Below are 24,173 nucleotides of genomic sequence, written 5' to 3' on the forward strand. Positions count from 1 at the left end.
AAGATCGCTTCCCGAAATGAAGATGATCGTTTCCCTGAAGTCGAGGAGCAGCGAGTTGTCAGAGTGCTCACCGTGGCGCATCCGAACCTCCTTCTCGACCTCATTCACCACACTCCGGCGGCCGCCGAGTCACTGACATGGCCGTTCGACTTCGACGTCTCCCGCACCGAGCACGTCGAAGTGGTCAGGCCGCGATCAGGTGATGCCCCGGAGGCGATTGCCGGTGACGGGGCAGATGGAATGTTCCTCCTTTGCGGGGACACCGCGAGTGAACAGTCCGTACCGTATGCCGACTCCGAAGGGCAGGCAGGCACCTGCTCATGGAGGGCGGCTTGGACATGTGGGTGCGCCCGCACGTCAGGGCGGGCGTAGGCAGCCGCCGACACTGTCCAGATCGTCGGCAAGCCCGAGGCCGGCCTTCTCCACACCGGCAGCGTCGGAAGGCGGAAAAGCGCTCCCCGTCACCGCCGGGACCCCCATCGTCATCTCGCTAAGCGAGTTACACATCCCGGTGTTCGATGTTCAATCGGAAGGTCAGCCAACACGACGCGAGGTGGTATGCACGGCTGCTCAATGCCCCGCTGACCGGTTCCAGTGAGGAGCGTGCGGTGCTTGCTCCCGACGATCCATCGGGATGGAATCAAGAACGGTGCACCTTTCGGCTCCAGGGTTTATCGCCCCTTCTATACAGTTCTGCTTCATGCGTACCCCCCATATCGCCCTGCTGGCCGGGGTTCTGGTTGGCCTGTTGCTTACCGGCACCGCCCAAGCCGACGCCAGTGTCGGCACGCCGGCTCCCACCGGCACCAAGGCGCTGACCCATAATCCGCTGTATCGCAGCGGCAAACTGACGCTGCCCTGCGCTCAGCACCCCGAAGCCTCCGGCAGCGTCGCCGCCACGAAAAAGCACCTGACGGCGATGCTGGGCTGCTTGAACGCCTCATGGTCCAAGCAGCTGAAGAAGACGGGCCTGGCCTTCAAGAAGCCGACAATCCAGTTCATGACCAAACCCGGCCGCGCGTGTGGGTCAGCATGGAGCAGGTACAACACCGGCCGCTACTGCACCAGCGAGCAGCGGCTGGTCATCATGATCAGCGACTACGCCGTCAAAGCACCGGCCGACCCGGTGATGCTGCACCTGATCGCACACGAGTACGCCCACCACGTACAGAACCTCACCGGCATGTGGACCGCCTACAAAGAAATGCCTGCCCGCAGCAAGGCGCAGGCGCTGGCGCAGAGCCGCCGTCTGGAACTGCAGGCCGACTGCCTGGGAGCGGTGTTCATGGCCAGCGTCTGGTCGTCGCAGAACTACCGGGACCAGGACTGGAAGGAGGTCGTGGACCACTACCGGGGCAGTGGTGATGAGAAGGTCAACAAGGAACGCAGTCACGGCACGGGCAAGAACCGGGCCGCCTGGCTGCAGCGAGGTTTCGCCAGCGCTTCCCCTGCCGCGTGCAACACCTGGACCGCACCGGTGTCCCGCGTCGCCTAACGGGTTCCTTCCGCTGCGGCAGGTCATTGACAGATAAGCCCGAGTTCTGCGGACTCGGGCTTTCTGCGTTCCTTCTCAGAGACTGAGCTTCCCCCTGAGTGCTGCACATCTGGTGGTCATGAATGCCTGTCGGTCAGGCCAGAACAACCTGCTGAAGTCGAGTAGCGCTCGGTGACGTTAGGCCGAAGGCCCTGGACGCTGATGGCAGCAAGAACGCTTCACCTGGTCGCAACACCCAGCCCAGAGCCGGCATCGTCATGCCCAGCGACGCGAACTCCGACCTCCACCAGCGACCTCATCACCCGGGCATTCCCGGACCCCTGCTCCGCGACTCCTAAACCAGGACGAACCCGATTCGGAGGTCCCTGAAACGACAAGATCCCGTCTGATCGCGATGATCAGACGGGATCCCGTCAACCTCAGTCCAGCCGTTTCAAGAACGGCCCCCTGTGGGGTGTTCACGAGCGGGTGTGATCTGCGGTCGAGGCAGAGCTTCAAGATCGCTTCCCGAGATGGCCGTGATCTTTTCCCAGCCGAGCCCTCGGGGGTTCAGCGTGCGTTGATCAACTGTCCGTCAGGAAGGCCAAGGCGTCCGGAGCGAACCATTGGTCGGTGAACGTGCCGCTGTCGCTTCGGCCCGGGTAGACGACGAGCTGGGCGTCCGGGATGCCTTTCACCGTCTGCCGGGCCAGTGCCAGCGGATAGACCAGGTCCCTGTCACCCTGGATCAGCAGCGTGACCGCCTTGATGCCGTGCAGCCGTTCACGCAGGTCGAAGCCATCCTCGGCGTCGAGGACGACGACGGCGTCGGTGTGGTCTTGGTGACCGCTGTCAGACAGCCGCAGCAGGCCTTCGAGCAGCCTCGGCCGATCGTCGATTCCGTGACGACCTCGGCCAGCGCGGGGCTCGGCCGCCTGCCTTGGCGTGAGCGCTCGATGTAGGCACGCTGGGCTCGCCTGCCGATGGGGCCGAGGGTGCAGGCCGTACCGGCCAGGACGAGGCGGTCGACCAGGCCGGGATGGTCGGCCGCGAGTTGGAGGGCGATGGATCCGCCGGTGGAGATGGCCAGCATGTTCACCGGGCCCTCAGAGATGCCTCTGATCGCCTGTGCGTAGACGGCGGCGAGGTCGGCCATCGTCGTGCCCGATGGCAGCCCGGGCCGGCGATTGACGACGTAGACGGTGAAATGTTCGGTGAACGGTTGCACCAGCCGCATCGTGGACCAGCGTGCCAAACCTCTCGGGTTGGCCGCTTGCGGGGTGTAGAGCAGGACGACCAGGGGTGGTCCTTTGCCGGCCGACAGGTACGGCAGGTCGTTCAGCATGAGGTGAGCCCTTCCGTGACAGCATCGATCAGGCGGTCCATCACGGCCGGATAGATGTCGACGCCCAGGTGTTCGGCGTACAGCGGGGTCAGCAGGACCGCGCGCAGCACGCCGAGTAGTACCTGCGGATCGCCTTCCAGATGGGTGCCGAGAAACTGGAGCAGCTCGGCCATCGGGCCGCCCCCGGCGGCGGCCATCCGCTCGGGGGTGAGCTTGGCGGCGACTACGGCCATCTCCTCGGGGTGGGACATCAGCCGCCGGTAGAGCGGGTTGGTGTCGAGTTCGGCGACCGTGGCGCGCAGGAAGCGCCGCAGGCGGTCGCGGGTGTCGGTACCGCGGTTGAGCCCTTCGTCGATCACGCGCCGCCGCACCCCCTCGTACTGCCGCAGCATGGCCTCGAAGTAGAGCTCCTCCTTGGAGTCGTAGAAGGCGTAGATCGAGGACTTGGCGATGCCCGCAGGGGTCGTCAGCTCTTCCAGTGACGTCTTGCGCAGGCCCTGGGTCGAGAAGAGGCGGGTAGCGGTGTCGAGCAACCGCTCGGTGATCCGCGCCCGCTCCTCCTCGGAGAACGCCGGTGGCATAGCATCTCCATATGAACAATGTGATTTTATGTTCACACGATACTCCCGATCGCTTCCCGCCACTATCGGTTGGGGCGGCTGGAGCGTGACCAGGCCTGCTGGATCAGGCGGGAGTCGATCAGGGTGATGTTGTGCTGATGGAGGAGGTCGCGGGCAGCCGCCGAGGTGAGAAATTCGTAGTCGGTTCGCCGCACGAGCCAGCCGCTGTCGATCGTGCGGGTCTGGCGGGTGCCCAGGCTTGGGTGTACCGCCCATTCGCTGAGTCCAGCCGGTAGGTCGCGCAACAGGTGGGAGTACTGGGCCCCTTTCTCGTCGGTGGAGAGGGAGAAGCTGTCCAGGAAAGGGTGGTCAATAACAGGCATGCCTTGTTGGCGGATCTTCTGCCGCGCGGGTTGCAACCAGGCTCGTACGGCCAGGCCGTGTTCTGCGGCCAGTGCGACAGTCAGGTCGAAGATGTCGTCGCGGCCACCGTCGGCCAAGCAGTGAAAGTCCAAATGTGTCGGACTGAGCCCGGCGTCGAAGGCTGCTTGGATCTGTGCTCGGAACTCGATCTCGACCTCGTCGAGGCGGGCGCCGGCGAGCAGCGCGGCACGTCCGGCGGGTGTGGCGGTGAACAGCAGTCCCTGCTCATCGAGCAGCGAGGCAACCCTCTCTTTCGACGCCAGCGGTCCCCACCGATAGTGGGGCGTGTCACAGACCAAGGTGAGGTGAACACCGAAGGGGATCTCGGGCCGCCGGCTGAGCAGTTGCATGGCGTGGTGCGCGGCCGGGCAGGGTGTCATCAGGCTGCAGGACGTGGCGATTCCCGTTTCGATGGAGTCGATCACCGCAATATTGATGTCGTGGTGCATGCCCAGGTCGTCGCAGTTGACGAAGAGCACCCGCGCATCCGCGGGAAAGCCCAGTAGCTGAGTCGAGGGAAACGAGAGCGGGTCCGGCTCCGCGGCGTGTTCTTGCATTCAAAGAGAGTGACCGGTGGAGATCCCGGCGTGCACTCGGATTTCGCTTCCCCAGGTTCACCGCTCACGGGCCGGAGCAGGCCACCACCCGTCCCATAACCCGCACTTCAGATCACCGTGTCGCAACACCCAGCCCGGCGTCGACTTCGCCATGCCCAGCGACGCGAACTTCGGCCTCCACCAGCGCCCTGACATCACCCGGGCCTTCCCGGACCCCTGCTCCGCAGCTCCCAAACCAGGGCGAACCCGATTCGGAAACCCCTGAAACGACGAGACCCCGCCCGATCGCGATAATCAGACGGGATCCCGTCAACTTCAGTCCAGCCGTTTCGAGAACGGCCCCCTGTGGAGATGAGGGGATTCGAACCCCTGACCCCTTCGATGCGAACCCCGGTGGGGCGTCCCGCTTCCGGTCATCGGATGCCGTCAGGTGCCGTCAGGTGCTGTGACGATGACGTCCGTTGATTGACGGTGCGCCCTCGTGTCAGCGGGTTCGCTGACTTTTCGCTGACTCTCCCAGCCGCCCACAGGCCGGTATGGCCATGACCGCCGGAGGGCACCCTCCGTAGACCGACCGCGGCACCGGCCTGAATGTGTCGGCCTCGCACGTCATGATCGGTGTTCATACGTCCCGTATGTTCGCTCAAGGAGGGTCATGGCTGCTACCGACGATGTCAGATGGTGGGGCGTCAACGACTGGACGGATCTCAACCTGGTCCGCGCCGAGCTCGCCACGGGTGCCGATCCGAACTCCGACGTGCCCGTCTTCGAAAAGCCGCTACACGCCGCGGCTGATCGCGGCTCGCCTGAAGTGGTCGCCGAGCTGGCCACGCGCGTCGATGACGTCGACGCGGAAAATCGAGGCCGCACTGCCCTGTGGATGGCCGTCTTCGAAGGCCGCACGGACAACGCCCGAGCCCTCGTCTCCGCCGGGGCGGACCCGTGGCGCCCCATGATGGCAGGCTGGTCCCCCGGCCGCCTCAGCCTGGCCGGCCCCACTCCCCACCTCTTCCCCCTCCCCTCACCGGATGCCGGTCTGTCCGAAGCCGAGGCAGCCGCCGTGGCCGAAGCCGGACGTCTGATCCCCGCGCTGGGAGACCTCTACTACGACGGCCTGAGCCTGGCCTGCGTGGCCGACGTCAGCGCGACCGAGGCGACAGCGCGACTGGAAGCCGCACCTGCCGACGACGTGGACATAGAAGCGCTTTACGAGGCCTGGTGGAACACCCCGGACGCCGATCTGATCATCGGCATCACGGACGTGCCGGGCGGCTGCGTCATCACCCAACCCTGGGGAAACACCGCGTCCACTCCCGGCGTCATCAAGCGCGTCTCACCGGGCACGGTCTGCTACAGCATGTACGCCAATCCCAAGGGCGGCAGTAGCGGAGACGTCGCCCGAGACGGCGCCGTCATCACGGCCTGGGAACCGTGCGTTGCCTACACCGTTCCCACTGACGCTCTTGCCGAGGAGATCCTCGCCGCCTATCTCTACCGCGGCCACCCCGTGGCGTTCTGCTGCGCCGGCGCAGATCTGCGCCTGGCCCACGCCGGGCCGATCATCGGCTCGTCCGCCACGTGGCTCAGGCTGCCCAAACGAGACTGGTGGACCTGACCTGCGGAAATGGCGAAAGGCCCGGTTCCATGATCTGGAATCGGGCCTTTCGTCTTGTGGAGATGAGGGGATTCGAACCCCTGACCCCTTCGATGCGAACGAAGTGCGCTACCGGACTGCGCTACATCCCCAAGACGTGGACTAGATTAGCAAACTTCCGAGAGCACTCGCGCCATCCGGAGCGCGGGTCAGTCGCCGACCGCGCGGCGGGGGGTCTCCGCGTACTGGTCGAAGAGCTCGTCGCGGTGCGCGGCGAGGTCGATGATCTCGGCCACGGGGCGCTGGGCCTCCAGCAGGGCGGCGCGGCGGCGGGCACGCTTGGCACGTTCCGCGTGGGCCTGAGCGATGGCTGCGCGCCGCTCGACGTCGATCTGGACCGTGACCCTGAGGATGGCCATGTAGATCCCCAGGAGCACCACTGAGGGCGCCACGCCCCACCAGGGGATGACCTGGACGGCGGCCGTCACCACGGAGGCGAGCAGGAGCAGCACGCACCAGAGCGTGAGGCGCCTGCGCTTGGCCACCTGCTTGCCCCTGCGGCGCAGCTCCGCACGGCGACGCTCGGAGACACCGCCACCGGTGGCGGCCCTGCCGGTCGAGGGCTTCCCTGTCGAGGGTCCGACGGGCGTCGCCGCGGCCCCGGAGGCCGCGGGCTCCGATGCGGCCTGGGCGCCCGCAGGGGCATCCTCGGCAGCGCGCACCTCCTCGGCGCCGGACGACGCGGCGTCGTCTTCCTTCAAGGGCGAAGGGGGCGGAGAGGACGGGTCTGCGGAGGGGACGGGCAGGGGCTCTGCGAGGGTCTCGGCGGAGTCCTCGTCGATCACCCGCTCGTCGTAGGCGTACGGCTCGGCGTCCTTGTGGGTCTCGACGAGGGTGTTGCGGTCGCGGTGCAGCCACATGGGCACGAGCACGCACAGCCACATGACGACAATGGCCAGATAGAGAACGACGCCGCTGCTCACGACCACCTCCGGGCAGCGTGAGGACACGGGTGGTCTCCCGGCGTCCTCAATCTGCTCATGTCACGCACCGTAAGACCGCGTGTCACTATTTGACGAGCATTCGATGCGGTGTGTCGCGAGATCTTCAAACCTCTTCGTGGGGAGTGCCGCCGTGGGCGGCTGCCTCACGGTCCCGTCGCCACCGTACGAGCAGCCCTCTTGGCGCGTCTTCGACCGTGAGCGCGTAACAGATGTGGTCACGCCAGGCGCCATCGATGTGCAAGTGTCGACGTCTGACCCCTTCTTCCCTAAAACCTAGCTTTTCAACCACTCTGCGGCTTGCGTGATTCTCTGGGCGGATATTGGCCTCGACACGATGCAGCCCGGTGGTGAAGAAGCAGTGGTCGACGGCCAGCGCGACCGCGGTGGGGATGATCCCGCGACCGGCCAACGCGCCGTCCACCCAGTAGCCGATCTGGGCCGACCTCGCCGAACCCCAGACGATGGCGCCCACCGTGAGCTGCCCCGCGAAGGCGCCCTCGTAGGTGACGACCCACGGCAGCGCGAGCCCCTGCCTGGCCTCCCTGCGCAGGGTTCCGGCCATGGAGACGTAGGGACCGAGACCGGTCTTGAAGAGGGGGGTTTCCGGGTTGCTCGGCTCCCAGGGACGGAGCCAGTTCGCGTTGCGCAGCCGCGACTCCCGCCAGACGCGTACGTCCCGCAGTCGCAGCGGCCGAAGTCCTACCGGGCCTTCCGTCAGGGTCACCGGCCAGCCACGAAGTCGATCCACGCCCTCCATCATCCCCCCAAGAGTGCCCGTCGTGCCATGTGAGCCGGGCAGACGGGTCAGCGGGGGTGATCTCCTCCCCTGATCTGGTCCACGGCGTGCCTGAGCACGGGAGACAGCACCCCCATACCGTCGCGTACCCCTCCCGAGGAGCCCGGCAGGTTGACGATCAACGTGCCGCCGGCCTGCCCGGCGAGCCCACGGGACAGGATCGAGGTGGGCACCTTGTCCCGGTTGACGTGGCGGATGGCCTCGGCGATGCCCGGGACCTCCCTGTCGATCACCCGCCGGGTCATCTCCGGGGTGAGGTCCGCGGGGGTCAGACCGGTGCCGCCGGTGGTGACGATCACGTCGTACCCCTCGGCGACCCCCGAGCGCAGCGCCGCCTCGACCGGATCGCCGTCGGGGACCACCCTCGGGCCGTCCACGTCGCACCCGGCCGCCGCGAGCAGCTCGGCGAGCAGCTTCCCCGAGGTGTCCTCGTACGTCCCCGCGGCGGCCCGGTTGGACGCGGTGATCACCAGAGCTCTCATGGGGTCATTCTCCCAGGATCTCGGGGGTCCGGTCTCTCAGGGACGGGTCCAGATCCCCGTCTTGCCGCCCGTCTTCTCCTCGACGCGGACATCGGTGATCACGGCCGCCGGGTCGACCGCCTTCACCATGTCGATCAGGGCGAGCGCGGCGACGGAGACCGCGGTCAGCGCCTCCATCTCGACGCCGGTACGGTCGGCGGTCTTGACCCGCGCCATGATCTCCACGCCGTCGTCGGCCACGGTCAGCTCGACCTTCACCCCGTGCAGCGCGATGGGGTGGCAGAGCGGGATCAGGTCGGGGGTCCGCTTGGCGCCCATGATCCCGGCGATCCGCGCGGTGCCGAGCGCGTCGCCCTTGGGAACCTCGCCCGAGCGCAGCAGCGCCACGGCCTCGGCGGAGAGCAGCACCCTGCCGGTCGCGGTCGCCGTACGGAGGGAGACGTCCTTGGCCGAGACGTCCACCATGCGCGCCGCGCCGGTCTCGTCGATGTGGGTGAATCCAGTCACTTCGCTCCGCTCCCCGCTTCTCAGAAGGCTCCACTCCCGCTCGTTCGGGGAGAGGTGACCTCCACGGTCCTGCTCGTTCAAAAGCTCCGCTCCCGCTCGTTCACAGGGGCATGACCTCCACGTCCGCACCCTCGGGAAGCTCGGTGACGTCCTCGGGTACCACGATCAGCGCGTTGGCCGCTGCGAGGGCGGCGAGCTGGTGGGAGCCCTGCCCGCGCACCGGGCCGACCGTACCGTCGCGGCCGAGCACGCCGCGCAGGTAGGAGCGCCTGCCGGCGGGTGAGCGGATCGGGCTCGTGGTGACCGCCCGTACGGTCGGCGTGGGCTCATCGGGCAGGCCGTTCATCTTGCGCAGCGCGGGCCGGACGAACAGCAGGAACGACACGAACGACGAGACCGGGTTACCGGGCAGCGCGAAGATCGGTATCTGGTCCTCGCCGACCACGCCGAAGCCCTGGGGCATGCCCGGCTGCATCGCGACCCGCTCGAAGCGGACCGTGCCGAGCGGGCCGAGCGCCTCCTTGACGGGCTCGTACGCCCCCATCGAGACGCCGCCGCTGGTGATCACGAGGTCGGCTCGCAGGAGCTGCGCGTCGAGCTGGTCGAGGAACTCTGCGGCGTCGTCGCCGACGATCCCCGCCCGGTAGCCCTCGCCGCCCGCCTCGCGGACGGCGGCGACGAGGGTGAAGCTGTTGGACTCCCAGATCTGGCCGTCTCCCAGGGGCAGGCCGGGCTCGACCAGCTCGGCCCCCGTGGAGATCACGACCACCCTCGGGCGTGGCCGTACGAGAACCCTGCGGCGGCCGACACCGGCGAGCACCCCGAGCTGCGCGGGCCCGATCGGGGTGCCCTCCGGCAGGACGACGTCACCCGCCCGCACGTCCTCTCCGGACCTGCGGACGGCGTTCCCCTTCTCGGCCGGGCGGCTGATCGTGACCTGCGCGGTGCCGCCGTCGGTCCACTCGACCGGGACCACCGCGTCGGCCCCGGCGGGCATCGGGGCCCCGGTCATGATCCGCATGACCATGCCGGGGCCGATGGCCTGCACTCGGCCGTCTCCGGCCGCGATGTCGTCGATCACCGGGAGCGTCACCGGGGCGTCCGCGACGTCCTCGGCCCGCACGGCGTAGCCGTCCATCGCGGAGTTGTCGAAGGGAGGCAACGGGATCGGGGCCGTGACCTCTTCGGCCAGCGTGGTGCCCAGTGCCCGTTCCAGCTCCAACTCCAGCGGGGCGAGTACCCGCACGGTGCCCAGGATGTCGGAAAGGTGGTCGTCGACTGATTTCATGGAACTCATCGCGAGGCCAGGAACTCCTTGAGCCAGGGCATGAACTCCGGCGCCAGGTCCGGGCGTTCGGCGGCGAACTGCACCACCGTACGCAGATAGTCGATCTTGTTACCGGTGTCGTAGCGGCGGCCTCTGAACAGCACGCCGTGCACCGGGCCGCCCTGGTCGCTGCCGCGCCCGGCGAGGGTCCGCAGGGCGTCGGTGAGCTGGATCTCGTTGCCGCGTCCCGGCGGGGTGTTCTCCAGGACCTCGAAGACGGCCGGGTCGATCACGTACCGGCCGATGATGGCCCAGTTGGACGGTGCCTCGTCCGCCGGGGGCTTCTCCACCAGGTCGGTCACCCTGACCACGTCGTCCTCGCCGGTGGGTTCGATGGCCGCGCAGCCGTACAGGGAGGCCTGCTCCTGGGGGACCTCCATGAGGGCGATCACGCTGCCGCCGTACGTGCCACGCACCTCGATCATGCGCTTGAGGAGCTCGTCTCGGGGGTCGATGAGGTCGTCGCCGAGCAGGCAGGCGAAGGGGTGGTTCCCCACGTGCTGCTTGGCGCACAGGACCGCGTGGCCGAGGCCGCGTGGCTTGCCCTGCCGTACGTAGTGGAGGATGGCCAGGTCGGCGGGCTCTCTCACCTGGGAGAGTCGCTCGTCGTCTCCCTTGGCCTCCAGGATCTCCTCGAGCTCGTGGGCCCGGTCGAAGTGATCCTCGATGGAACGCTTGTTCTTCCCGGTGACCATGAGGACGTCGAGCAGTCCGGCGGAGACCGCCTCCTCGACGACATACTGGATCGCGGGCTTGTCGACGATGGGCAGCATCTCCTTGGGCGTCGCCTTGGTCGCCGGGAGAAAACGGGTGCCCATACCCGCTGCGGGAACGACGGCTTTCGTCACAGCTTCGAAGTCGGCCATAACCAAAACCATAGTGGAGGGACCTGTGGACAAGCAGACGCTGCGTACCACAATCGAGGGGGCACGCGCCTCGATGTCCGACGAGCAGCGGCATGCGGCCTCCGTCCAGATCAGGGAGTCCCTGCTGGACCGTCCCTGGGTCCAGATGGCCGGGCTGGTCGCGTGCTACTGGTCGATCGGGACCGAACCCGCGACGCACGGGCTCGTCTTCGCCCTGTGGAAACACGGCGCGACCGTGATCCTGCCCGTGCTCCGCGACGACGACGATCTCGACTGGGCGGTGTACGACGGCCCGGACACCCTCGCCCCCGGCCGTTTCGGGATCATGGAACCGGTCGACACCAGGCGCGGGGTCGACGCCGTCAGGACCGCGGCCCTGGTGATCGTGCCCGCGCTCGCGGTGGACGTCTCCACCGGCGTACGGCTGGGCAGGGGCGGGGGCTCCTACGACCGGGCACTGGCCAGGGTCGGCCCGAACGTGCCGACGGTGGCGCTGCTCCACGAGGGCGAGCTGCTCGGCGGCGCTCGCGACAGTGGTTTCGACGATGCTCTCGACGGCGCTTTCGAGGGCGCTTTCGAGGGTGTGCCCGCCGAGCCCCACGACGTCCCGGTCCGCTACGCCGCGACCCCCTCGGGGATCTTCAGGACCGCCGCCGCAAGGGCGTGACGGCCTTTTCGAATACGACACAATGGTCCCCGGAGTGAGAGAGGGGGCCAGATGGGACTGGACGTCTGGCTGCTTCTCGGTGCCGGGATCGTCATCGCGGCCATCGTCGCGGTGCGCGTCGCCCATCGGAGCGGACTGCCCAGCCTCCTCATCTTCCTCGGCTTCGGGCTGATCGTCGGCGAGACCGGGTTCGGGTTACAGTTCGAGGACCCGCAGCTCGCGCAGCAGATAGGCATGATCGCGCTCGCGATCATCCTGGCCGAGGGCGGCCTGACCACCACCTGGAGCCACGTCAAAGAGGCCATCCCCACCTCCCTGGTGCTCGCCACCGTCGGCGTGGGGGTGAGCATCGCGGCCGTCGCGGTCCCGGTGCACCTCATCCTCGACATGGACTGGCGGACCGCGTTCCTGCTCGGCGCGATCCTCGCCTCCACCGACGCCGCCGCCGTCTTCTCCGTACTGCGCCGCCTGCCCCTGCCGCCGCGCCTCGCGGGCATCCTGGAGGCCGAGTCCGGCTTCAACGACGCCCCCACGGTGATCGCCGTCATGCTGCTGAGCACCGCCGCCTCTCCCAGCCTGGGGGTGGCGCTGGTCGACGTGCTCTTCGAGCTGGCGGTGGGCGCCGCCGTCGGCCTCGCGGTCGCCCCGCTCGGCGCGTACGCGCTGCGCCGCATCGCGCTGCCCATCTCCGGCTTGTACCCCATCGCGGTGCTCGCGCTCGCGTTCGTCGCCTACGCGGGAGCCGTGCTGCTCCACGGCAGCGGCTTCCTCGCGATCTACCTCGCGACGCTGGTCATGGGCAACTCGCAGATGCCGCACCGCGCGGCCTCGCGGGGCTTCGCCGAGGGCGTGGCCTGGCTCGCGCAGATCGGCCTGTTCGTGATGCTCGGGATGCTGGCCAGCCCTTCCGAGATGCCGTCCTCGATCGTGCCCGGCCTGGTGGCCGGGCTGATCCTGGTCGCGGTGGCCCGCCCCGCGTCGATCATCGTCTCCTCGCTGCTGACCCGGCTGCTCCGCATCGACCGGCTGGGCTGGCGGGAACAGGCGTTCCTGTCGTGGGCCGGGCTGCGCGGCGCGGTGCCCATCGTGCTCGCGACCATCCCGTGGGCGGCCGACTCCGTTCCCGAGGGCACCGCCAAGTTCATGTTCAACGAGGTCTTCGTGATCGTCATCGTCTACACCCTGCTGCAGGGGCCGACGCTGCCGTTCGTGGCGAAACTCCTCAAGCTGACCAGGCCGGAGGAGGCCCGTGACCTGGAGGTCGAGTCGGCGCCGCTGGAGGAGCTCAACGCCGACCTGCTCCAGGTCAAGGTGCCGCCGACGTCCAAGCTGCACGGCGTGGAGATCTTCGAGCTGCGGCTGCCCAGGGACGCCCAGGTGACGTTGATCGTGCGGGAAGGCCGTTCGTTCGTCCCCGCCGACTCCACGAGGATCAGGGTCGACGATCAGCTCCTCGTCGTGGCCACGGCCGCCTGCCGGGACGTGGTCGAGCGCCGGATGCGGGCGATCAGCCGCAGGGGCAAGCTCGCCGGATGGTACGGCGAACAGGGAACTTGATACCCCGATAGACCTGTTGACCAGGGGGTTCGCCTCGAATTCGGTCACATCTGATGGGAATCGGGCTACGGAATGCGAGGACTCCGGCTCGCGTTTAAGCTTGTCAGCTGCATACCATTAGCAGTCGCGCCACTAGAGTGCCAATCGGCGCGGATCACACGAGGAGGAGAGCGTGCCCACCTACCAGTACGCCTGCACTGCCTGTAACCACCAGTTCGAAATCGTCCAGAAGTTCTCCGACGATGCTCTCACCGAGTGCCCGAGCTGCGCGGGCGACCTGCGCAAGGTGTTCTCCGCGGTCGGCATCGTCTTCAAGGGCTCCGGCTTCTACCGGACCGACAGCCGATCGTCGTCGTCGAGCACCGTGGCCTCCGCGAACGGCTCGTCGAGCGCTTCGGGCTCCTCGGACTCGGGCTCCTCGAAGTCCTCCGACTCGTCGAGCTCGTCCGACTCGTCGTCCTCGTCTTCTTCGAGCTCCTCGACCTCGTCGGACTCCAAGCCCGCCAAGGCCGCGAGCAGCACGGCCGCGGCGGCTTCCTGAGCCACCCGCCCGGAGCCGTTCCCCAGCCCTCTTGCCCCCGTCCCCAGCCCTTTCACCCCCTCCCCGCCCTCAACCCCCTCAGCCTCTTCAACCCCCGATGATTACCCGGCGAACTCGGTTATCCACAGGCCGTCATCGGGGGTCCTCAGGGGTCGGTTCGTGGCGCTAGCCTCAGCTTCATGGTCACTCGCGCGGACATCGGGGTCATCGGCGGCTCTGGTTTCTACTCCCTGCTCGACGACGCCACAGAAGTCGAGATCACCACGCCGTACGGCCCGCCCAGCGACGTCGTCACCGTCGGCCGCATCGGAGGGCGTTCGGTCGCCTTCGTGCCCCGCCACGGTCGCGACCACCGCTTCCCACCTCACCGCATCCCCTACCGGGCGAACCTGTGGGCGCTGCGTTCCCTCGGCGTCCGCCAGGTTCTCGCCCCCAGCGCGGTCGGCTCCCTGCGTACCGAGATCGGTCCCGGCGCCCTGGTCGTGCCCGACCAGCTCGTCGACCGCACCATCGGCCGCCCGCAGACCTACTACGACGAGGGCGGTGTCGTCCACGTCTCCTTCGCCGACCCCTACTGCCCTCTGGGCCGTGCGGCGGCCATCTCCACCGCGCGTTCCGCCGAGGGCTGGGAGACCGTCGACGGCGGCACCCTCGTCGTCATCGAGGGTCCGCGCTTCTCGACCCGCGCCGAGTCCCGCTGGTTCAGCGGCAACGGCTGGTCGATCGTCGGCATGACCGGCTTCCCCGAGGCGATCCTCGCCCGCGAGCTCGCCCTCTGCTACACCACGCTCTCCCTCGTCACCGACCACGACGCCGGGGTGGAGGCGGGTGAGGGGGTCACCCACGAGGAGGTCCTCTCCTTCTTCGCCACCAATGTCGGCCGCATGCGCTCCCTCATCGGCGACGTCGTGGCCGCCCTCCCGGAAAAACGCACCTGCCCCTGCCCCAACGTCCTGGACGGCCTCAAGCTCCCCTTCGAGCTCCCCGGCTGACCGTGCCGTGCTGTGCCGTGGCGGCCGGGCCGTAGTCGCGCCGGGCCGCAGCGGCCTGGCCTTGGTCCACCGCCACTCCGCCACTTCGCGGAGCGATCCCACCCATCGCGGGCACCGCGCCGCCCGACTCCCCACTCCTGGAGTCAGCCATGCGCGCTCTGCGCCGCTTCCTCGGCCGTCGTCACCGTCTCATCGCGACCGTCGTCGCCGCTTCGGCGATGGGTTGCGCCATCCTCGCGCTGCGCCAGGACACCGCCTCGGTGACCGTCCTGGTCGCCGCGAGGGATCTGTCCGGAGGCGTGCTGGGGGCGGCCGACCTGATACCGGCTCCACTGAGACCCGGTACGGTCCCCGACGGCGTCCTGAGGCCCGGCACGCCGTTCGCGGGAAAGGTCCTGACGGGTCCCGCGAGGCGAGGGGAGCCGCTGACGGACGTCCGCCTGCTCGGCCCCGGCCTGCTGGCCGCCCACGGCCGGGGAACGGTCGCCACCCCCGTACGGGTCGCCGATCCCGAGACCGCGCGCCTGCTCTCGCCGGGTGACGTGGTGGACGTGCTCGCCGCGACCTCGGCGTGGGAGGGCACCGCCCCGGCGACCGTCGTGGCCGAGGACGTCACGGTCCTCGCCACCCCGGCCGGGGAGTCGGAGCGGGGCGCGCTCGTCGTGCTGGCCACCACGCCGGCCCAGGCCACCGAGTTGGCCTCCGCCCAGGCCGGCGGGCGGCTCTCCATCACGATCGGTCCCCGCGCGGGATGAGGTCTCCCGACGGCCCTCCGTCATGATTGACTCACGCACAGGGGGTCTCCCGACGGTTCCCCATCACGATCGACTCCCGTACAGGGTGAACCTCACGACGGCCGACGAGGGTACGGCGGCCGGGACCTGCCCCGGCCGCCGTACCCGCTCAGGGACGGTCGGTCGTCCCGGTGATCGCCCAGCGCTGGACGATCGCGGTCATCTCGGCCTCGCGCATCTGAGTCTTCAGGCCCTCGACGGTCCGGTCGCAGAGCAGCAGCGGTTCCGGGGTGGGCCAGGTGGCGATGGCGTGGAAGAGGCGGCTGCCGGTGCCGTAGAGTACGGCCCAGCCCGGCCAGGTGACCTGCAGCAGCGCCGCCTCCGCGCGCGCCTGGTGGTCCCAGGTGTAGTGGGGGACGGGGGTGGCGATCAGGCCGTCACGGTGACGCCCGCGAGCGGAGACCCGCCTGTTCGGAAGGCGGCGGATCACGAGATCCCCCATCCCGCGGCCTGCTCCTGGGCCTTCCTCGCGATGCTCTCCTGCCTGTCGGTCTCAGCCTGGAGGGCGTCGAGGGTGTCGGCGTCGACGGTCCGTTCGGCTCCGGCGTGAAACGCGATCGACGAGAAGGGCTCCTCGCGGCTGGCCCACAGCCGTCCGGCGTCACTCAGGATCAGCCGCCAGCCGGGGATGGCCGGTTCGGGGGCGCTGGACCTACCATCGTTCATTGATTGGACCTCCATCCGATCAAGGGCCCGTCCGGTCGTTGGTAGCGGTGGACGGGCCCGCTTTGTGGAACGGGCGAGAACACGGAGGGGTGAGCCGTACGGGCCGGGCGGCCGGTACGGAGACGGGGTGAGCGCCGCGCGGCACGGGGTGCGGGCGGTTGTTCGCTTGGGGCGGCGCTCGGGGTTGAAGGGCGGGGGTGTCCGGGTCGGGCGGGTCACGTTCGGGTGTGGTGCGTTCGAGCAGAACGCGTTCCGGTGAGGCACGTTCGGGTGAGGCACGTTCGGGTGAGACGCGTTCGGGTGGAGCACGTTCGGGTGGGCCGCGCGAGGCCGCCCGGCGCCTGACCGGAGTCGGTGGGTTGGACAGGACTCGTGAAGTCGGGAAAGACGCTGAACGGCCACCGGCGCGATGTCCTCCGCAGCCCGGGCCTGGGCTTGAACCTCGGCCTGGACCTGGACCTGCTCCGCGGGCCGCTGGGCGGGCACCGAGAGAATCACCTCGGCAGGGCAGGCGGGGGCGAGCGGCTCGAAGCAGGGCATGGAGCGGTTCCCCGTACGACGGACCTCCAGGCGGATGTCCATCAAGGCGCCCGAGGGCTGCGCGTACTCGTGATCGGCGGGCCGGCCGGGGCAACCGTGCGCGTAGGGAGCGTGCCCGCAGGCGGCACACCCCATCGGCAACGGCGGTGCATCGGCGAAACAGCCGCAGCCGCTCACCACACTCCGGTCGAGCACCGGAGCACTAGGGTTGTTCACGGGTCAGGACTCACTTCCTGATCAAGGACCCGTTTCACCGGTGTGCAAGACCGGTGGCGGGTCCGTTTTTTGTATCAAGGTTGCTTGCGGTGACACGGACGCAAGCCCGTCACCATAAGTTCGAACCTCGCTACCCTATGTGACCAGCATCATGATGCCGTGAGAATCTCACGCTGACAATCCCATCTCACAAATTTGTTGCGTTGAGCGAGAAGAGGCGGTTGACCTGCGGCAAACTGACCGCATGAAGTACTCCACGGTCCGCCTGCGACGTCTGTCCCGTGAGTTGCGCACCCTGCGTGCGACCACCGGCCTGACGACCGAGGCTGCCGCTGAACAACTCGGCTGGTCCAGGTCGAAGCTCAACCGCTTCGAGACCGGCAAGATCGCTCCAGCGCCCGGGGACGTGGCGGCCATCTGCCACCTGTACTGCGTGGAGACGGCGACCACCGAGGCCATGATGCAGCTCACCCGTGAAGTCGCCCGACGCGGCTGGTGGACGGCCTACTCGGACGTGTTCACCGGGTCGTACGTCGAGTTCGAGGCGGCAGCGAGGACGATCCGGCATTGGGAACCGCTACTGATCCCCGGCCTGCTCCAGACCCCGGAGTATGCCCGAGAGATCATCCGAGCAGGTCATCCCGATCGGTCAGACATTGAGCTGGCACGCCGTGTCGATGCCCGCATGCAGCGCAAGACCAGCCTGTTCGGTGCTCACACAACACTGCACGCCCTTATCGCCGAAGGCGCTTTGCGTCATCCCGTGGGAGCTCCCGACACCATGGCCCGTCAGCTTGGCGACATCCTCCAAGCAATGGAACAACCGAACATCACGGTCCAAGTGCTCCCATTGGAGGTCGGTGCGCACGGCGGCATGGAGGGGACCTTCTCAGTGCTGTTGTTCGATGACGATCCGGATCTCGGTTACGCCGAATGCCCAGCAGGCGAGGTGTACGTCGAAGACAGCGAGCAGGTCAAGCAACTTATGCTGACGTTTGAGCGCCTTACCGAGGTTTGCCTGTCCCCCAAAGAATCCGCGGCGCTCATCACCGCGTTGAGGAGCGACCATGATCTCCCCTGATCTGTCCGGCGCCGAGTTCCGCACCTCCAGCCTCAGTGGAGCCAACAACAACTGCGTCGAGGTAGCAACCAACCTGCCGGGCCTCGTCGTCGTACGCGACAGCAAAGACCTCTCCGGCCCGGCACTGACCTTCTCCCCCACGGCCTGGAACGACTTCCTGGCGGGCATCCGCAACGGAAAGATCTGACCTGACGCCAAGCACCGCCGGTTTCAGGGACAGCTGTCCCTGAAACCGTTGAACCCTTTAAAGCAGGGAGCCGATCTCGGGGTCGTACTCCCAGTGCCAGGGCTCGAAGGGGCTGACATAGGCCCACTTGGGGTGGATCCACCCGTACTTCTTGCCGTTCGCCTCCAGCCAGTTGAACTCGGCTGAGCGGAAGCGTTCGACGCCTCCACAGAGGTCGACGGCGAGTCCCAGGCCGTGGTTGCTGCGGCCGGGGACCGCCGCCAGGCCAGGGCGGCGGTAGTAGACCGACTGCTGCTCGGCCAGACTCCGGTAGCTGTCGGTCACGCACATCGGCTTGCCGAACTGCCGCTTGTACGCCTCGTTGAGGCTGATGAACGCGAGTGCGGCGTCCCCCCGCAACTGGTTGCCACTCTGCTGGAGCGGGCAGAGGTAGGCCTGCGGAATCAGCCCGTTGGGGAACTCGCTCATCGAGGTCGCCCTGGTCGGGTCGCACCCGGCAGCCGGGCGCCCCTTCTTGTCGATCTTGACGCCCAGTTTCACCAGGGCCTTGGTGAGGGATTGCACGATCTTCTGTGAGCGCACCCTGAGCGTTCCGATCTCGGCGCCCATCTGCGCCTCCGCGAGGAGGTTGCCCGCCCTGAGTTCCTGCGCCTCACCCGCCAGGCGCTCCCGTTCCAACTGCAGACGACTGCTGTCCTCAAGGATGCGGTCGCGCTCGGCGACGATCTGGGTGAGGCCGGCCATCGCGCGCAGGGTGTCGGCGTTGGACTCGCCGGATAAGAAGCCGGCCAGGTCCCCACCGGAGGGCTGCTGGTAGAGGATCCCGACGAGGTCCGACAGCGGCTGCCGTACCTGGGCGAAGGCCCGCTCGGCCGTCTGCAGCTCCCGCAGCTTGGCGGAGAGCTCCTTCTCCGAGTTGCGGATCTGGGTCCGCCGCTGCTCCAGGGCCTTGGTCGCGGCCTCCAGATCCTTCGCGGCCTTCTCCGCCTCACGACGCAGCTCGGTGAGATTCACCGGATCCGCAGCGACGACGGTCTGAACCTCCGCCGGCGCTCGCTGCGCGACAGCGGATCCCGGCAGGAGGGACGTCAGCGTCGCGACGACGGCGATCAGACCCGCTGATCGACGAGGTGGCACGTTCGACCCCTCCGTTTGCGAACTCGTGACCTGGGCCAGGCACGCACGCTACTACAGCTGACCAAGTGAACGGGCCAGCTCTCCACAGCCGTTATGCGCCGAACACCCCTTTTGGGGACCGGACAAGTCAGGCTTCTTGCCGCGCGTGCTTCTTGCAGACCCCCCAGAGCCACGTCCCCTTCCACTCCGCCGAACACTCGTCGCGGGGCTCAGGTCGCGCGAGTGGCGGCGTACGACGCGCCCGAGGCTCAGGTGCCGCAGGGGGTGGAGATGCCACCTTCCGCGGGCCTCTGGAGGCTTGCGGGCGAGGTGTGATGGGAACGACCACCTCCGCCTCACTCGCACCATCAGTCCCGCTCGGGTTACTTTGCCAACCGGCCTCGTCCGGGTCCGTGTCGCGCACCCTTGATTTCGCCGCGACGGGCATCCATCCCCCGTACACCCGCTCCGGCCGCAACGGCGGAGGCATCAGCCTCGGCCCGAACACCCGGCTCCGTACGGATCCGACCACGACCGGCACCACGGCCACTACTTCTTCCGGTGCTCGCGCCTCTCGCGGCCTCTCCGCCTCTCGGGGCGTCCCTGCTTCTCGCGGTGTCTCCACCGCTGTCGGCGTTCCCACCTCCGCCGGTGTTTCCGCTTCTGCCGGTGTCCCCGCAGCTCCTTGCGGCTCACCCTGCGGTTCGTCGTCCGGCGATTCCACAGGCTCGCCGGCCCTCAGCCGAGACGCCGTACCTCTCCAGGCTCCCCCGCCTTCCCGGAATCCCCGGCGCTCCCCGTCCCCCACCCAGAGGGCCTCACCGTCGTCAAGCCTCTCGGCTTCCTCGCCCTCTTCAGCCTCTTCGGCTCTCCGAGCCTCCCCGGCTCCGGCCGTCTCTCCGGGCCGTTGGGCTTCTCTCGCCCGTTCGTTCTCCCGGACTCCGCCGGCCCTCCCGCCCTCTTCGACCTCCCCAGGCCCCTCAGGCTCCGCACCGGCGTCGGCCCGCTGGACAGCGGCCTCGTACCCGGTGAGCTCGGCCACCAGCAACCCCCCGGCCAGAAGCGCGGGCGCCAGCATCGCACCGCACAGCACCACCGGTCGCAGGGCTCGATGCCCGCGAATGCGCTTCCGCCGCCTATCGATCACAGACCGTGACGCTAACCTCGCCCAACGCCACACACCCGCCCACTTGCCCCCCTTATTACTCCGGGCCAGCGAACCGATAACCCGCCGTCCGCCCCCAACTCCCCCTTCGGGCGCGCAACCACTCGCTACTTTCGCTACTCTTACTAGGAGCCCCTGCCTCCGTAGCTCAGGGGATAGAGCACCGCTCTCCTAAAGCGGGTGTCGCATGTTCGAATCATGCCGGGGGCACACAGTTGACCTTGTAGTTTGCCGTGTGACCTGGGAGTTCTTCTCGGGTGCGGCTTCCGCCGTGTGCAGCCGTAGGCCACCGAACGCAGCCCTGACTCACTGGTCACGGTCTATTCACGGGTTGATCTTGACGGCGTTCCACCAGGCCATCTGGTTGAGAACGTCTCAGACCGTCAGAGCGAAGAGCTGACTGAGTCCTGCGCTTCAGTCATCAGCAGTGACCAAGAGCGACAAGGTCCCTGCGGCGCGATCGATGAGAATCAGCTCGTGAAAGTCGGTGTGGACCCCACCCCAGTCGTGAAAGACCTCACAACCGAGATCCTTGAGCCGGTATCTTCCCGTGGCTTCTGCGACCAGCGGGCGAACCTCGCACTTCAGCCGGCCGGACAGGGCCGCAGGAAGTGGGCCGCACTGTCTCTCCCAACCGAGCAGAAGGGTCTTCGCGCCCGCCTCGTCGATGTGCGCGTATGCGGTTGGGCTCAGGTTTCGCAGCCAGTAGGGACCCTGGCGGAGCCCTCCGGCCTCGACTCCTCCTCCGGCGCAGTCGTCCCTGTACTGCTCATGCCCGATCAGCTCTGCCAGAAGGTGGACGTCATCGGCATCCGGCCAGAACAGGCGGAAGCGCTTGATGTCGACCCAGCGGAACGCGTGATGCTCGAGGTCGAGCTCACGAAAGTTGGTGAATACCTGATCTTGGAACGTGAGCCTCACCTGCACACCTAAATAAAAATAATAGGAACGGCCGAAATCACCGACTTCTGAGCCTACCTTGGCATTGATCATCGAGTCGCTTAACATCAGGCCCACGACACCTATCTCCTTGAGTCCTATGGCACCACTGAAAGACTGCAGCCGGCATTTGGGAGAGATGTGAAAATCAGCACCTTCGTTGATCGAGTGGAATATATCGGCGCACTGATGGAGCTGGCCGAGAGCGTAGACCGAGGACAGAGCCGGGCCCTGGCCATCGAAGGTCCGCTCGGAATCGGCAAGTCCGCTCTGCTCGATGAGGTCTCACGTCAGATACAGGAACGCACGACGGAACCGGCGCTCCGAGTGATTCGTGCTAGGTGTCAAGCTTTTGTGGGTGAGGCCAACGCCTACGGGCCTGTGATGGCCCTCTTCGATGCTCTTCAACCACCAAGAGCCGCCCGTCGTATCAAGCAAGCGACAGTGCAGTACCTGCCAGATATCGTAGGTACATTGCCTGCAGTGGGTCCGGCGCTTGCGGCCGCAATGCAAATTACCCGATCAGCCATTGATTCCGGATCTGTACAGGGCGACAGTCTGTTGCCATACAGGCAAAGCGCAGCGCATGGTCTTGCATCGGCACTGCTGGGTGCCCTGACAGAAAAAGGGCCCACATTAGTACTGATCGATGATGTGCAGTGGATCGATCCCAGTAGCCTGCTGGTCCTCGATCACTTGATGGAGGAGTTTTGGGGCAGCCCAGTAGGCCTTGTTCTGGCTCATGGAACGGACCGGGATAGCGATTCGTCTATCAGAGAGCTACTCGATCAGTGGCACCTTCGGGGGCGTCTGGAGCGGACCACGCTTGGCGGTCTATCGGACGACGCCGTGGCTGAACTCGTGCGCCTTCACTATGACGGCCCCGTGTCCCCGGCGGTTCTAGGTCAGTTAAACCGACTCACTGGTGGACGGCCTGCCTACGTCGCTCAATTCCTGCCACTGATCGGTACCGATGGTGGACTCGATGGTCCGCTACCAACCGTCTTGCGCCGTGCGGTGCGGCGTTCGATGGAGCGACTAGAGACCTCTGATCGAGAACTACTAGTTGCGTCAGCCAGCCAGGGAGTGACCTTCCTAGCATCAGTGGTGGCTCGGACGACTGATCGAGAGGAAGAGGAAGTTCAGGATCAGTTACATCGGCTATCACGAAAGCACGGAATCATCACAGCGCTGCCGAATCCTGACTGGGCACCCAACACCGACCGCTATCAGTTCGACGACCTTCTGCTCCAGATGGAGCTGTACGCAGAGCAAAGCGCCAACCGGTGCCGGCAGCGCCATACACGGATTGCCAAAGCGCTCATGGCGTTTGGCGATGAGCTTCCATTGGCGGTCCGGCTCGACTACGCCCGCCACTTCCGCGCGGGCGCCCCGCACCCAGCTTCTGGAGCTGAGCACCTCAAGCTGGCTCGGGACGTAGCGGTCAACGGCCTATCCTTCGCCGAGGCTGAAACACTTTGTCGTTTCGCGGTTCACGAGATCAAGCGCTTACCTGATCACACTGCTGACCGAGACCGTCTACTGGCACAAGCCATAGAGCTTCTGCTCAACCTCACAGAGGTGCACTGGCACACACGGCGGCGTCCCAAGGGCGATGACCTGGAAGGACTGGCCGCACAGGCGGAGACAGCGGCTCGCAGCTGCGGCGACCCCGCACTGACCGCTCGGACAGTCATGCTTCATGGCAAAGTCCTTCTGCATACCCAAGGACTGGTGCCTTCACTGGAGAAGCTAAAGCAAGCGGTAGAACTCGCCCGAGGCACCGATGATCCTCTGGCGCTCTTCGTCGCTCTCGCCGAGCATGGACGCCAGCTGTCCAAACGCGATTTGAATGACGGCCTTGCGGTGCTCCAAGAAGCACAACGACTCTACGAGACCGGCCTTCGGCTGCACGATCCGTCGGATCCAATTCTTCGTCATGCCCGCAACCTCACCGAAATGCAGCTCGGGGTGAATCTCTTCGACGCAGGAGATTTCGGTACGGCGCTAGAGCATCTCACCGCCTGCGTGGAACGGCTTCGCGAAGATCCGCTTCGTGCGGAGCTCCCCATTGCGCTCAACTATCTTTCCCAACTGCACTCGGCCATGAGGGATTCAAACTCGGCGGAGAGTTTCTTACGGGAAGCACTCGCATTCGAGGAAGACCGAGGTGGGCCTAGTGGTTGGCACGCCTATAACAGCGCTCTCCTCGCTCAGCTGATGGCATGCGACCCGGCTCGCAGACACGCTTGCCGGCCGATACTTACCGAGGCCTGGCGGGAAACTGAGCAAACATGGCTGCTCAACCTGGTTCCTATCGTTCGCAATCTCTACGCCGAGGTGCTAGTCCTGCTGAGTGACACCAATCCGGCTTTGCTGGACGAGGCCCTGCGACTGGCCGGAGACACGATCGAGGAGACCCGGCGAACGGGCATGGTCCGGAGCGAGATCGCGGCCTTGTCCCTATCCAGCAGGATCTATAGCCTGCATGGCGAGATTGAGACCGCCGCGGCATTGGCTCGGGAGAGCCTTAGTATTCTCCAACGGATGGGAGATCTTCCCGCGCTGCGTACAGAAGAAATCTTCCTCCATACTGCGGATATACTGGAAGCCGCAGGCGATCAAGAAACCGCTAGCTGGCTACGCGCAGATGCCCAGGTCCGCATAAGCCGTATCGCAGATACTCTCACAGATCCAGCGCAGCGAGACCGTTACCTGCGAAAAATATTGCCTATAGTCCCATCTTAGATGCACGGGCATGCCAGCTTTGAAAGTCG

At 66.9% G+C, this 24,173-nt stretch carries 23 protein-coding genes and 2 tRNA genes; 11 read left to right on the forward strand and 14 right to left on the reverse strand.

What is annotated here, in order from left to right; translation table 11 throughout:
* Positions 1–700 precede the first annotated feature (700 nt).
* Positions 701–1,495, forward strand: coding sequence for a neutral zinc metallopeptidase (locus tag ABZ664_RS29645; RefSeq protein ID WP_362516787.1), 795 nt, complete (start codon positions 701–703; stop codon positions 1,493–1,495).
* Positions 1,496–2,222: 727 nt separating this feature from the next.
* Here the strand turns inward: ABZ664_RS29645 and ABZ664_RS29650 are convergent.
* The 3 genes from ABZ664_RS29650 to ABZ664_RS29660 form a co-directional block, all read right to left on the reverse strand.
* Positions 2,223–2,819, reverse strand: a complete 597-nt coding sequence (locus ABZ664_RS29650) for an alpha/beta hydrolase (protein ID WP_362516789.1) — start codon at positions 2,817–2,819, stop codon at positions 2,223–2,225.
* Complete coding sequence (locus ABZ664_RS29655; RefSeq protein ID WP_362516791.1) at positions 2,813–3,400, reverse strand: TetR/AcrR family transcriptional regulator; 588 nt, start codon at positions 3,398–3,400, stop codon at positions 2,813–2,815. Before ABZ664_RS29655 ends, ABZ664_RS29650 begins: the two co-directional genes overlap by 7 nt.
* Before the next feature lie 62 nt (positions 3,401–3,462).
* Positions 3,463–4,359: a polysaccharide deacetylase family protein gene (locus ABZ664_RS29660; RefSeq protein WP_362516793.1), complete on the reverse strand. Its 897-nt coding sequence runs from the start codon at positions 4,357–4,359 to the stop codon at positions 3,463–3,465.
* A gap of 655 nt (positions 4,360–5,014) precedes the next feature.
* On the opposite strand from ABZ664_RS29660, the gene ABZ664_RS29665 reads away from it, so the two are divergent.
* On the forward strand, positions 5,015–5,974 hold the full coding sequence (locus ABZ664_RS29665) for an ankyrin repeat domain-containing protein (protein WP_362516795.1): 960 nt from the start codon (positions 5,015–5,017) through the stop codon (positions 5,972–5,974).
* Between the two features lie 57 nt (positions 5,975–6,031).
* Here ABZ664_RS29665 and ABZ664_RS29670 read toward each other — a convergent pair.
* The 7 genes from ABZ664_RS29670 to galU all read right to left on the reverse strand — a co-directional run bounded on the left by ABZ664_RS29670 (position 6,032) and on the right by galU (position 10,935).
* Positions 6,032–6,105, reverse strand: a tRNA-Ala gene (locus ABZ664_RS29670).
* Positions 6,106–6,162: 57 nt separating this feature from the next.
* A complete protein-coding gene (locus ABZ664_RS29675) occupies positions 6,163–6,936 on the reverse strand; it encodes a hypothetical protein (RefSeq protein WP_362516797.1) in 774 nt (257 codons plus the stop codon).
* Positions 6,937–7,060: 124 nt separating this feature from the next.
* Entirely contained in the window at positions 7,061–7,714 is a 654-nt protein-coding gene (locus ABZ664_RS29680; RefSeq protein WP_350945798.1) for a GNAT family protein, read from the reverse strand.
* A gap of 47 nt (positions 7,715–7,761) precedes the next feature.
* Positions 7,762–8,235: a MogA/MoaB family molybdenum cofactor biosynthesis protein gene (locus ABZ664_RS29685; protein ID WP_362516799.1), complete on the reverse strand. Its 474-nt coding sequence runs from the start codon at positions 8,233–8,235 to the stop codon at positions 7,762–7,764.
* Between the two features lie 36 nt (positions 8,236–8,271).
* On the reverse strand, positions 8,272–8,742 hold the full coding sequence (gene moaC, locus ABZ664_RS29690) for a cyclic pyranopterin monophosphate synthase MoaC (RefSeq protein WP_362516801.1): 471 nt from the start codon (positions 8,740–8,742) through the stop codon (positions 8,272–8,274).
* Between the two features lie 100 nt (positions 8,743–8,842).
* Positions 8,843–10,030, reverse strand: a complete 1,188-nt coding sequence (gene glp, locus ABZ664_RS29695; protein WP_362516803.1) for a gephyrin-like molybdotransferase Glp — start codon at positions 10,028–10,030, stop codon at positions 8,843–8,845.
* 5 nt (positions 10,031–10,035) lie between these two features.
* Positions 10,036–10,935, reverse strand: coding sequence for a UTP--glucose-1-phosphate uridylyltransferase GalU (gene galU / locus ABZ664_RS29700; RefSeq protein WP_362516805.1), 900 nt, complete (start codon positions 10,933–10,935; stop codon positions 10,036–10,038).
* Positions 10,936–10,960: 25 nt separating this feature from the next.
* Between galU and ABZ664_RS29705 the strand changes: the two genes are divergently transcribed.
* From ABZ664_RS29705 to ABZ664_RS29725, 5 genes are all read left to right on the forward strand, one after another.
* On the forward strand, positions 10,961–11,602 hold the full coding sequence (locus ABZ664_RS29705) for a 5-formyltetrahydrofolate cyclo-ligase (RefSeq protein WP_362516807.1): 642 nt from the start codon (positions 10,961–10,963) through the stop codon (positions 11,600–11,602).
* Positions 11,603–11,653: 51 nt separating this feature from the next.
* Complete coding sequence (locus tag ABZ664_RS29710; RefSeq protein ID WP_362516809.1) at positions 11,654–13,159, forward strand: potassium/proton antiporter; 1,506 nt, start codon at positions 11,654–11,656, stop codon at positions 13,157–13,159.
* Between the two features lie 172 nt (positions 13,160–13,331).
* Complete coding sequence (locus tag ABZ664_RS29715) at positions 13,332–13,700, forward strand: FmdB family zinc ribbon protein (RefSeq protein ID WP_362516811.1); 369 nt, start codon at positions 13,332–13,334, stop codon at positions 13,698–13,700.
* Between the two features lie 179 nt (positions 13,701–13,879).
* Positions 13,880–14,692, forward strand: a complete 813-nt coding sequence (locus tag ABZ664_RS29720; RefSeq protein ID WP_362516813.1) for an S-methyl-5'-thioadenosine phosphorylase — start codon at positions 13,880–13,882, stop codon at positions 14,690–14,692.
* Positions 14,693–14,841: 149 nt separating this feature from the next.
* Positions 14,842–15,447 (forward strand): RcpC/CpaB family pilus assembly protein, encoded by a 606-nt coding sequence (locus ABZ664_RS29725; protein WP_362516815.1) that lies wholly within the window; start codon positions 14,842–14,844, stop codon positions 15,445–15,447.
* A gap of 148 nt (positions 15,448–15,595) precedes the next feature.
* Here ABZ664_RS29725 and ABZ664_RS29730 read toward each other — a convergent pair whose 3' ends face one another.
* The gene (locus ABZ664_RS29730; protein ID WP_362516817.1) at positions 15,596–15,928 is read right to left on the reverse strand and encodes a hypothetical protein; all 333 of its coding nucleotides are present in this window, start codon (positions 15,926–15,928) and stop codon (positions 15,596–15,598) included.
* Positions 15,913–16,152 (reverse strand): hypothetical protein, encoded by a 240-nt coding sequence (locus ABZ664_RS29735; RefSeq protein ID WP_362516819.1) that lies wholly within the window; start codon positions 16,150–16,152, stop codon positions 15,913–15,915. The genes ABZ664_RS29730 and ABZ664_RS29735 overlap by 16 nt, the downstream gene beginning before the upstream one ends.
* A gap of 1,000 nt (positions 16,153–17,152) precedes the next feature.
* Here ABZ664_RS29735 and ABZ664_RS29740 point away from each other — a divergent pair.
* Together ABZ664_RS29740 and ABZ664_RS29745 are read left to right on the forward strand one after the other, a co-directional pair.
* Positions 17,153–17,989: a helix-turn-helix transcriptional regulator gene (locus tag ABZ664_RS29740; RefSeq protein WP_362516821.1), complete on the forward strand. Its 837-nt coding sequence runs from the start codon at positions 17,153–17,155 to the stop codon at positions 17,987–17,989.
* On the forward strand, positions 17,976–18,176 hold the full coding sequence (locus ABZ664_RS29745; RefSeq protein WP_362516823.1) for a DUF397 domain-containing protein: 201 nt from the start codon (positions 17,976–17,978) through the stop codon (positions 18,174–18,176). The genes ABZ664_RS29740 and ABZ664_RS29745 overlap by 14 nt, the downstream gene beginning before the upstream one ends.
* A 57-nt stretch (positions 18,177–18,233) precedes the next feature.
* Here ABZ664_RS29745 and ABZ664_RS29750 read toward each other — a convergent pair whose 3' ends face one another.
* Positions 18,234–19,313: a D-alanyl-D-alanine carboxypeptidase family protein gene (locus tag ABZ664_RS29750; protein ID WP_362516825.1), complete on the reverse strand. Its 1,080-nt coding sequence runs from the start codon at positions 19,311–19,313 to the stop codon at positions 18,234–18,236.
* Positions 19,314–20,594: 1,281 nt separating this feature from the next.
* On the opposite strand from ABZ664_RS29750, the gene ABZ664_RS29755 reads away from it, so the two are divergent.
* Positions 20,595–20,667 (forward strand) — tRNA-Arg (locus ABZ664_RS29755).
* Between the two features lie 204 nt (positions 20,668–20,871).
* Here the strand turns inward: ABZ664_RS29755 and ABZ664_RS29760 are convergent.
* Entirely contained in the window at positions 20,872–21,474 is a 603-nt protein-coding gene (locus ABZ664_RS29760) for a hypothetical protein (RefSeq protein ID WP_362516827.1), read from the reverse strand.
* A 63-nt stretch (positions 21,475–21,537) separates the two neighbouring features.
* On the opposite strand from ABZ664_RS29760, the gene ABZ664_RS29765 reads away from it, so the two are divergent.
* A complete protein-coding gene (locus ABZ664_RS29765) occupies positions 21,538–24,144 on the forward strand; it encodes an AAA family ATPase (RefSeq protein WP_362516829.1) in 2,607 nt (868 codons plus the stop codon).
* Positions 24,145–24,173: the final 29 nt, after the last annotated feature.

Source organism: Streptosporangium sp. NPDC006930 (assembly GCF_040635605.1).
Lineage (GTDB): Bacteria > Actinomycetota > Actinomycetes > Streptosporangiales > Streptosporangiaceae > Streptosporangium.

What these genes read in the sequence shown, in the direction of transcription:
- ABZ664_RS29645 (WP_362516787.1), top strand. Translation starts at nt 701, where the DNA reads ATGCGTACCCCCCATATCGCCCTGCTGGCCGGGGTTCTGGTTGGCCTG.
- ABZ664_RS29650 (WP_362516789.1), bottom strand. Translation starts at nt 2,819, where the DNA reads ATGCTGAACGACCTGCCGTACCTGTCGGCCGGCAAAGGACCACCCCTG.
- ABZ664_RS29655 (WP_362516791.1), bottom strand. Translation starts at nt 3,400, where the DNA reads ATGCCACCGGCGTTCTCCGAGGAGGAGCGGGCGCGGATCACCGAGCGG.
- ABZ664_RS29660 (WP_362516793.1), bottom strand. Translation starts at nt 4,359, where the DNA reads ATGCAAGAACACGCCGCGGAGCCGGACCCGCTCTCGTTTCCCTCGACT.
- ABZ664_RS29665 (WP_362516795.1), top strand. Translation starts at nt 5,015, where the DNA reads ATGGCTGCTACCGACGATGTCAGATGGTGGGGCGTCAACGACTGGACG.
- ABZ664_RS29680 (WP_350945798.1), bottom strand. Translation starts at nt 7,714, where the DNA reads ATGGAGGGCGTGGATCGACTTCGTGGCTGGCCGGTGACCCTGACGGAA.
- ABZ664_RS29685 (WP_362516799.1), bottom strand. Translation starts at nt 8,235, where the DNA reads ATGAGAGCTCTGGTGATCACCGCGTCCAACCGGGCCGCCGCGGGGACG.
- glp (WP_362516803.1), bottom strand. Translation starts at nt 10,030, where the DNA reads ATGAAATCAGTCGACGACCACCTTTCCGACATCCTGGGCACCGTGCGG.
- galU (WP_362516805.1), bottom strand. Translation starts at nt 10,935, where the DNA reads ATGGCCGACTTCGAAGCTGTGACGAAAGCCGTCGTTCCCGCAGCGGGT.
- ABZ664_RS29710 (WP_362516809.1), top strand. Translation starts at nt 11,654, where the DNA reads ATGGGACTGGACGTCTGGCTGCTTCTCGGTGCCGGGATCGTCATCGCG.
- ABZ664_RS29720 (WP_362516813.1), top strand. Translation starts at nt 13,880, where the DNA reads ATGGTCACTCGCGCGGACATCGGGGTCATCGGCGGCTCTGGTTTCTAC.
- ABZ664_RS29725 (WP_362516815.1), top strand. Translation starts at nt 14,842, where the DNA reads ATGCGCGCTCTGCGCCGCTTCCTCGGCCGTCGTCACCGTCTCATCGCG.
- ABZ664_RS29730 (WP_362516817.1), bottom strand. Translation starts at nt 15,928, where the DNA reads ATGGGGGATCTCGTGATCCGCCGCCTTCCGAACAGGCGGGTCTCCGCT.
- ABZ664_RS29735 (WP_362516819.1), bottom strand. Translation starts at nt 16,152, where the DNA reads ATGAACGATGGTAGGTCCAGCGCCCCCGAACCGGCCATCCCCGGCTGG.
- ABZ664_RS29740 (WP_362516821.1), top strand. Translation starts at nt 17,153, where the DNA reads ATGAAGTACTCCACGGTCCGCCTGCGACGTCTGTCCCGTGAGTTGCGC.
- ABZ664_RS29745 (WP_362516823.1), top strand. Translation starts at nt 17,976, where the DNA reads ATGATCTCCCCTGATCTGTCCGGCGCCGAGTTCCGCACCTCCAGCCTC.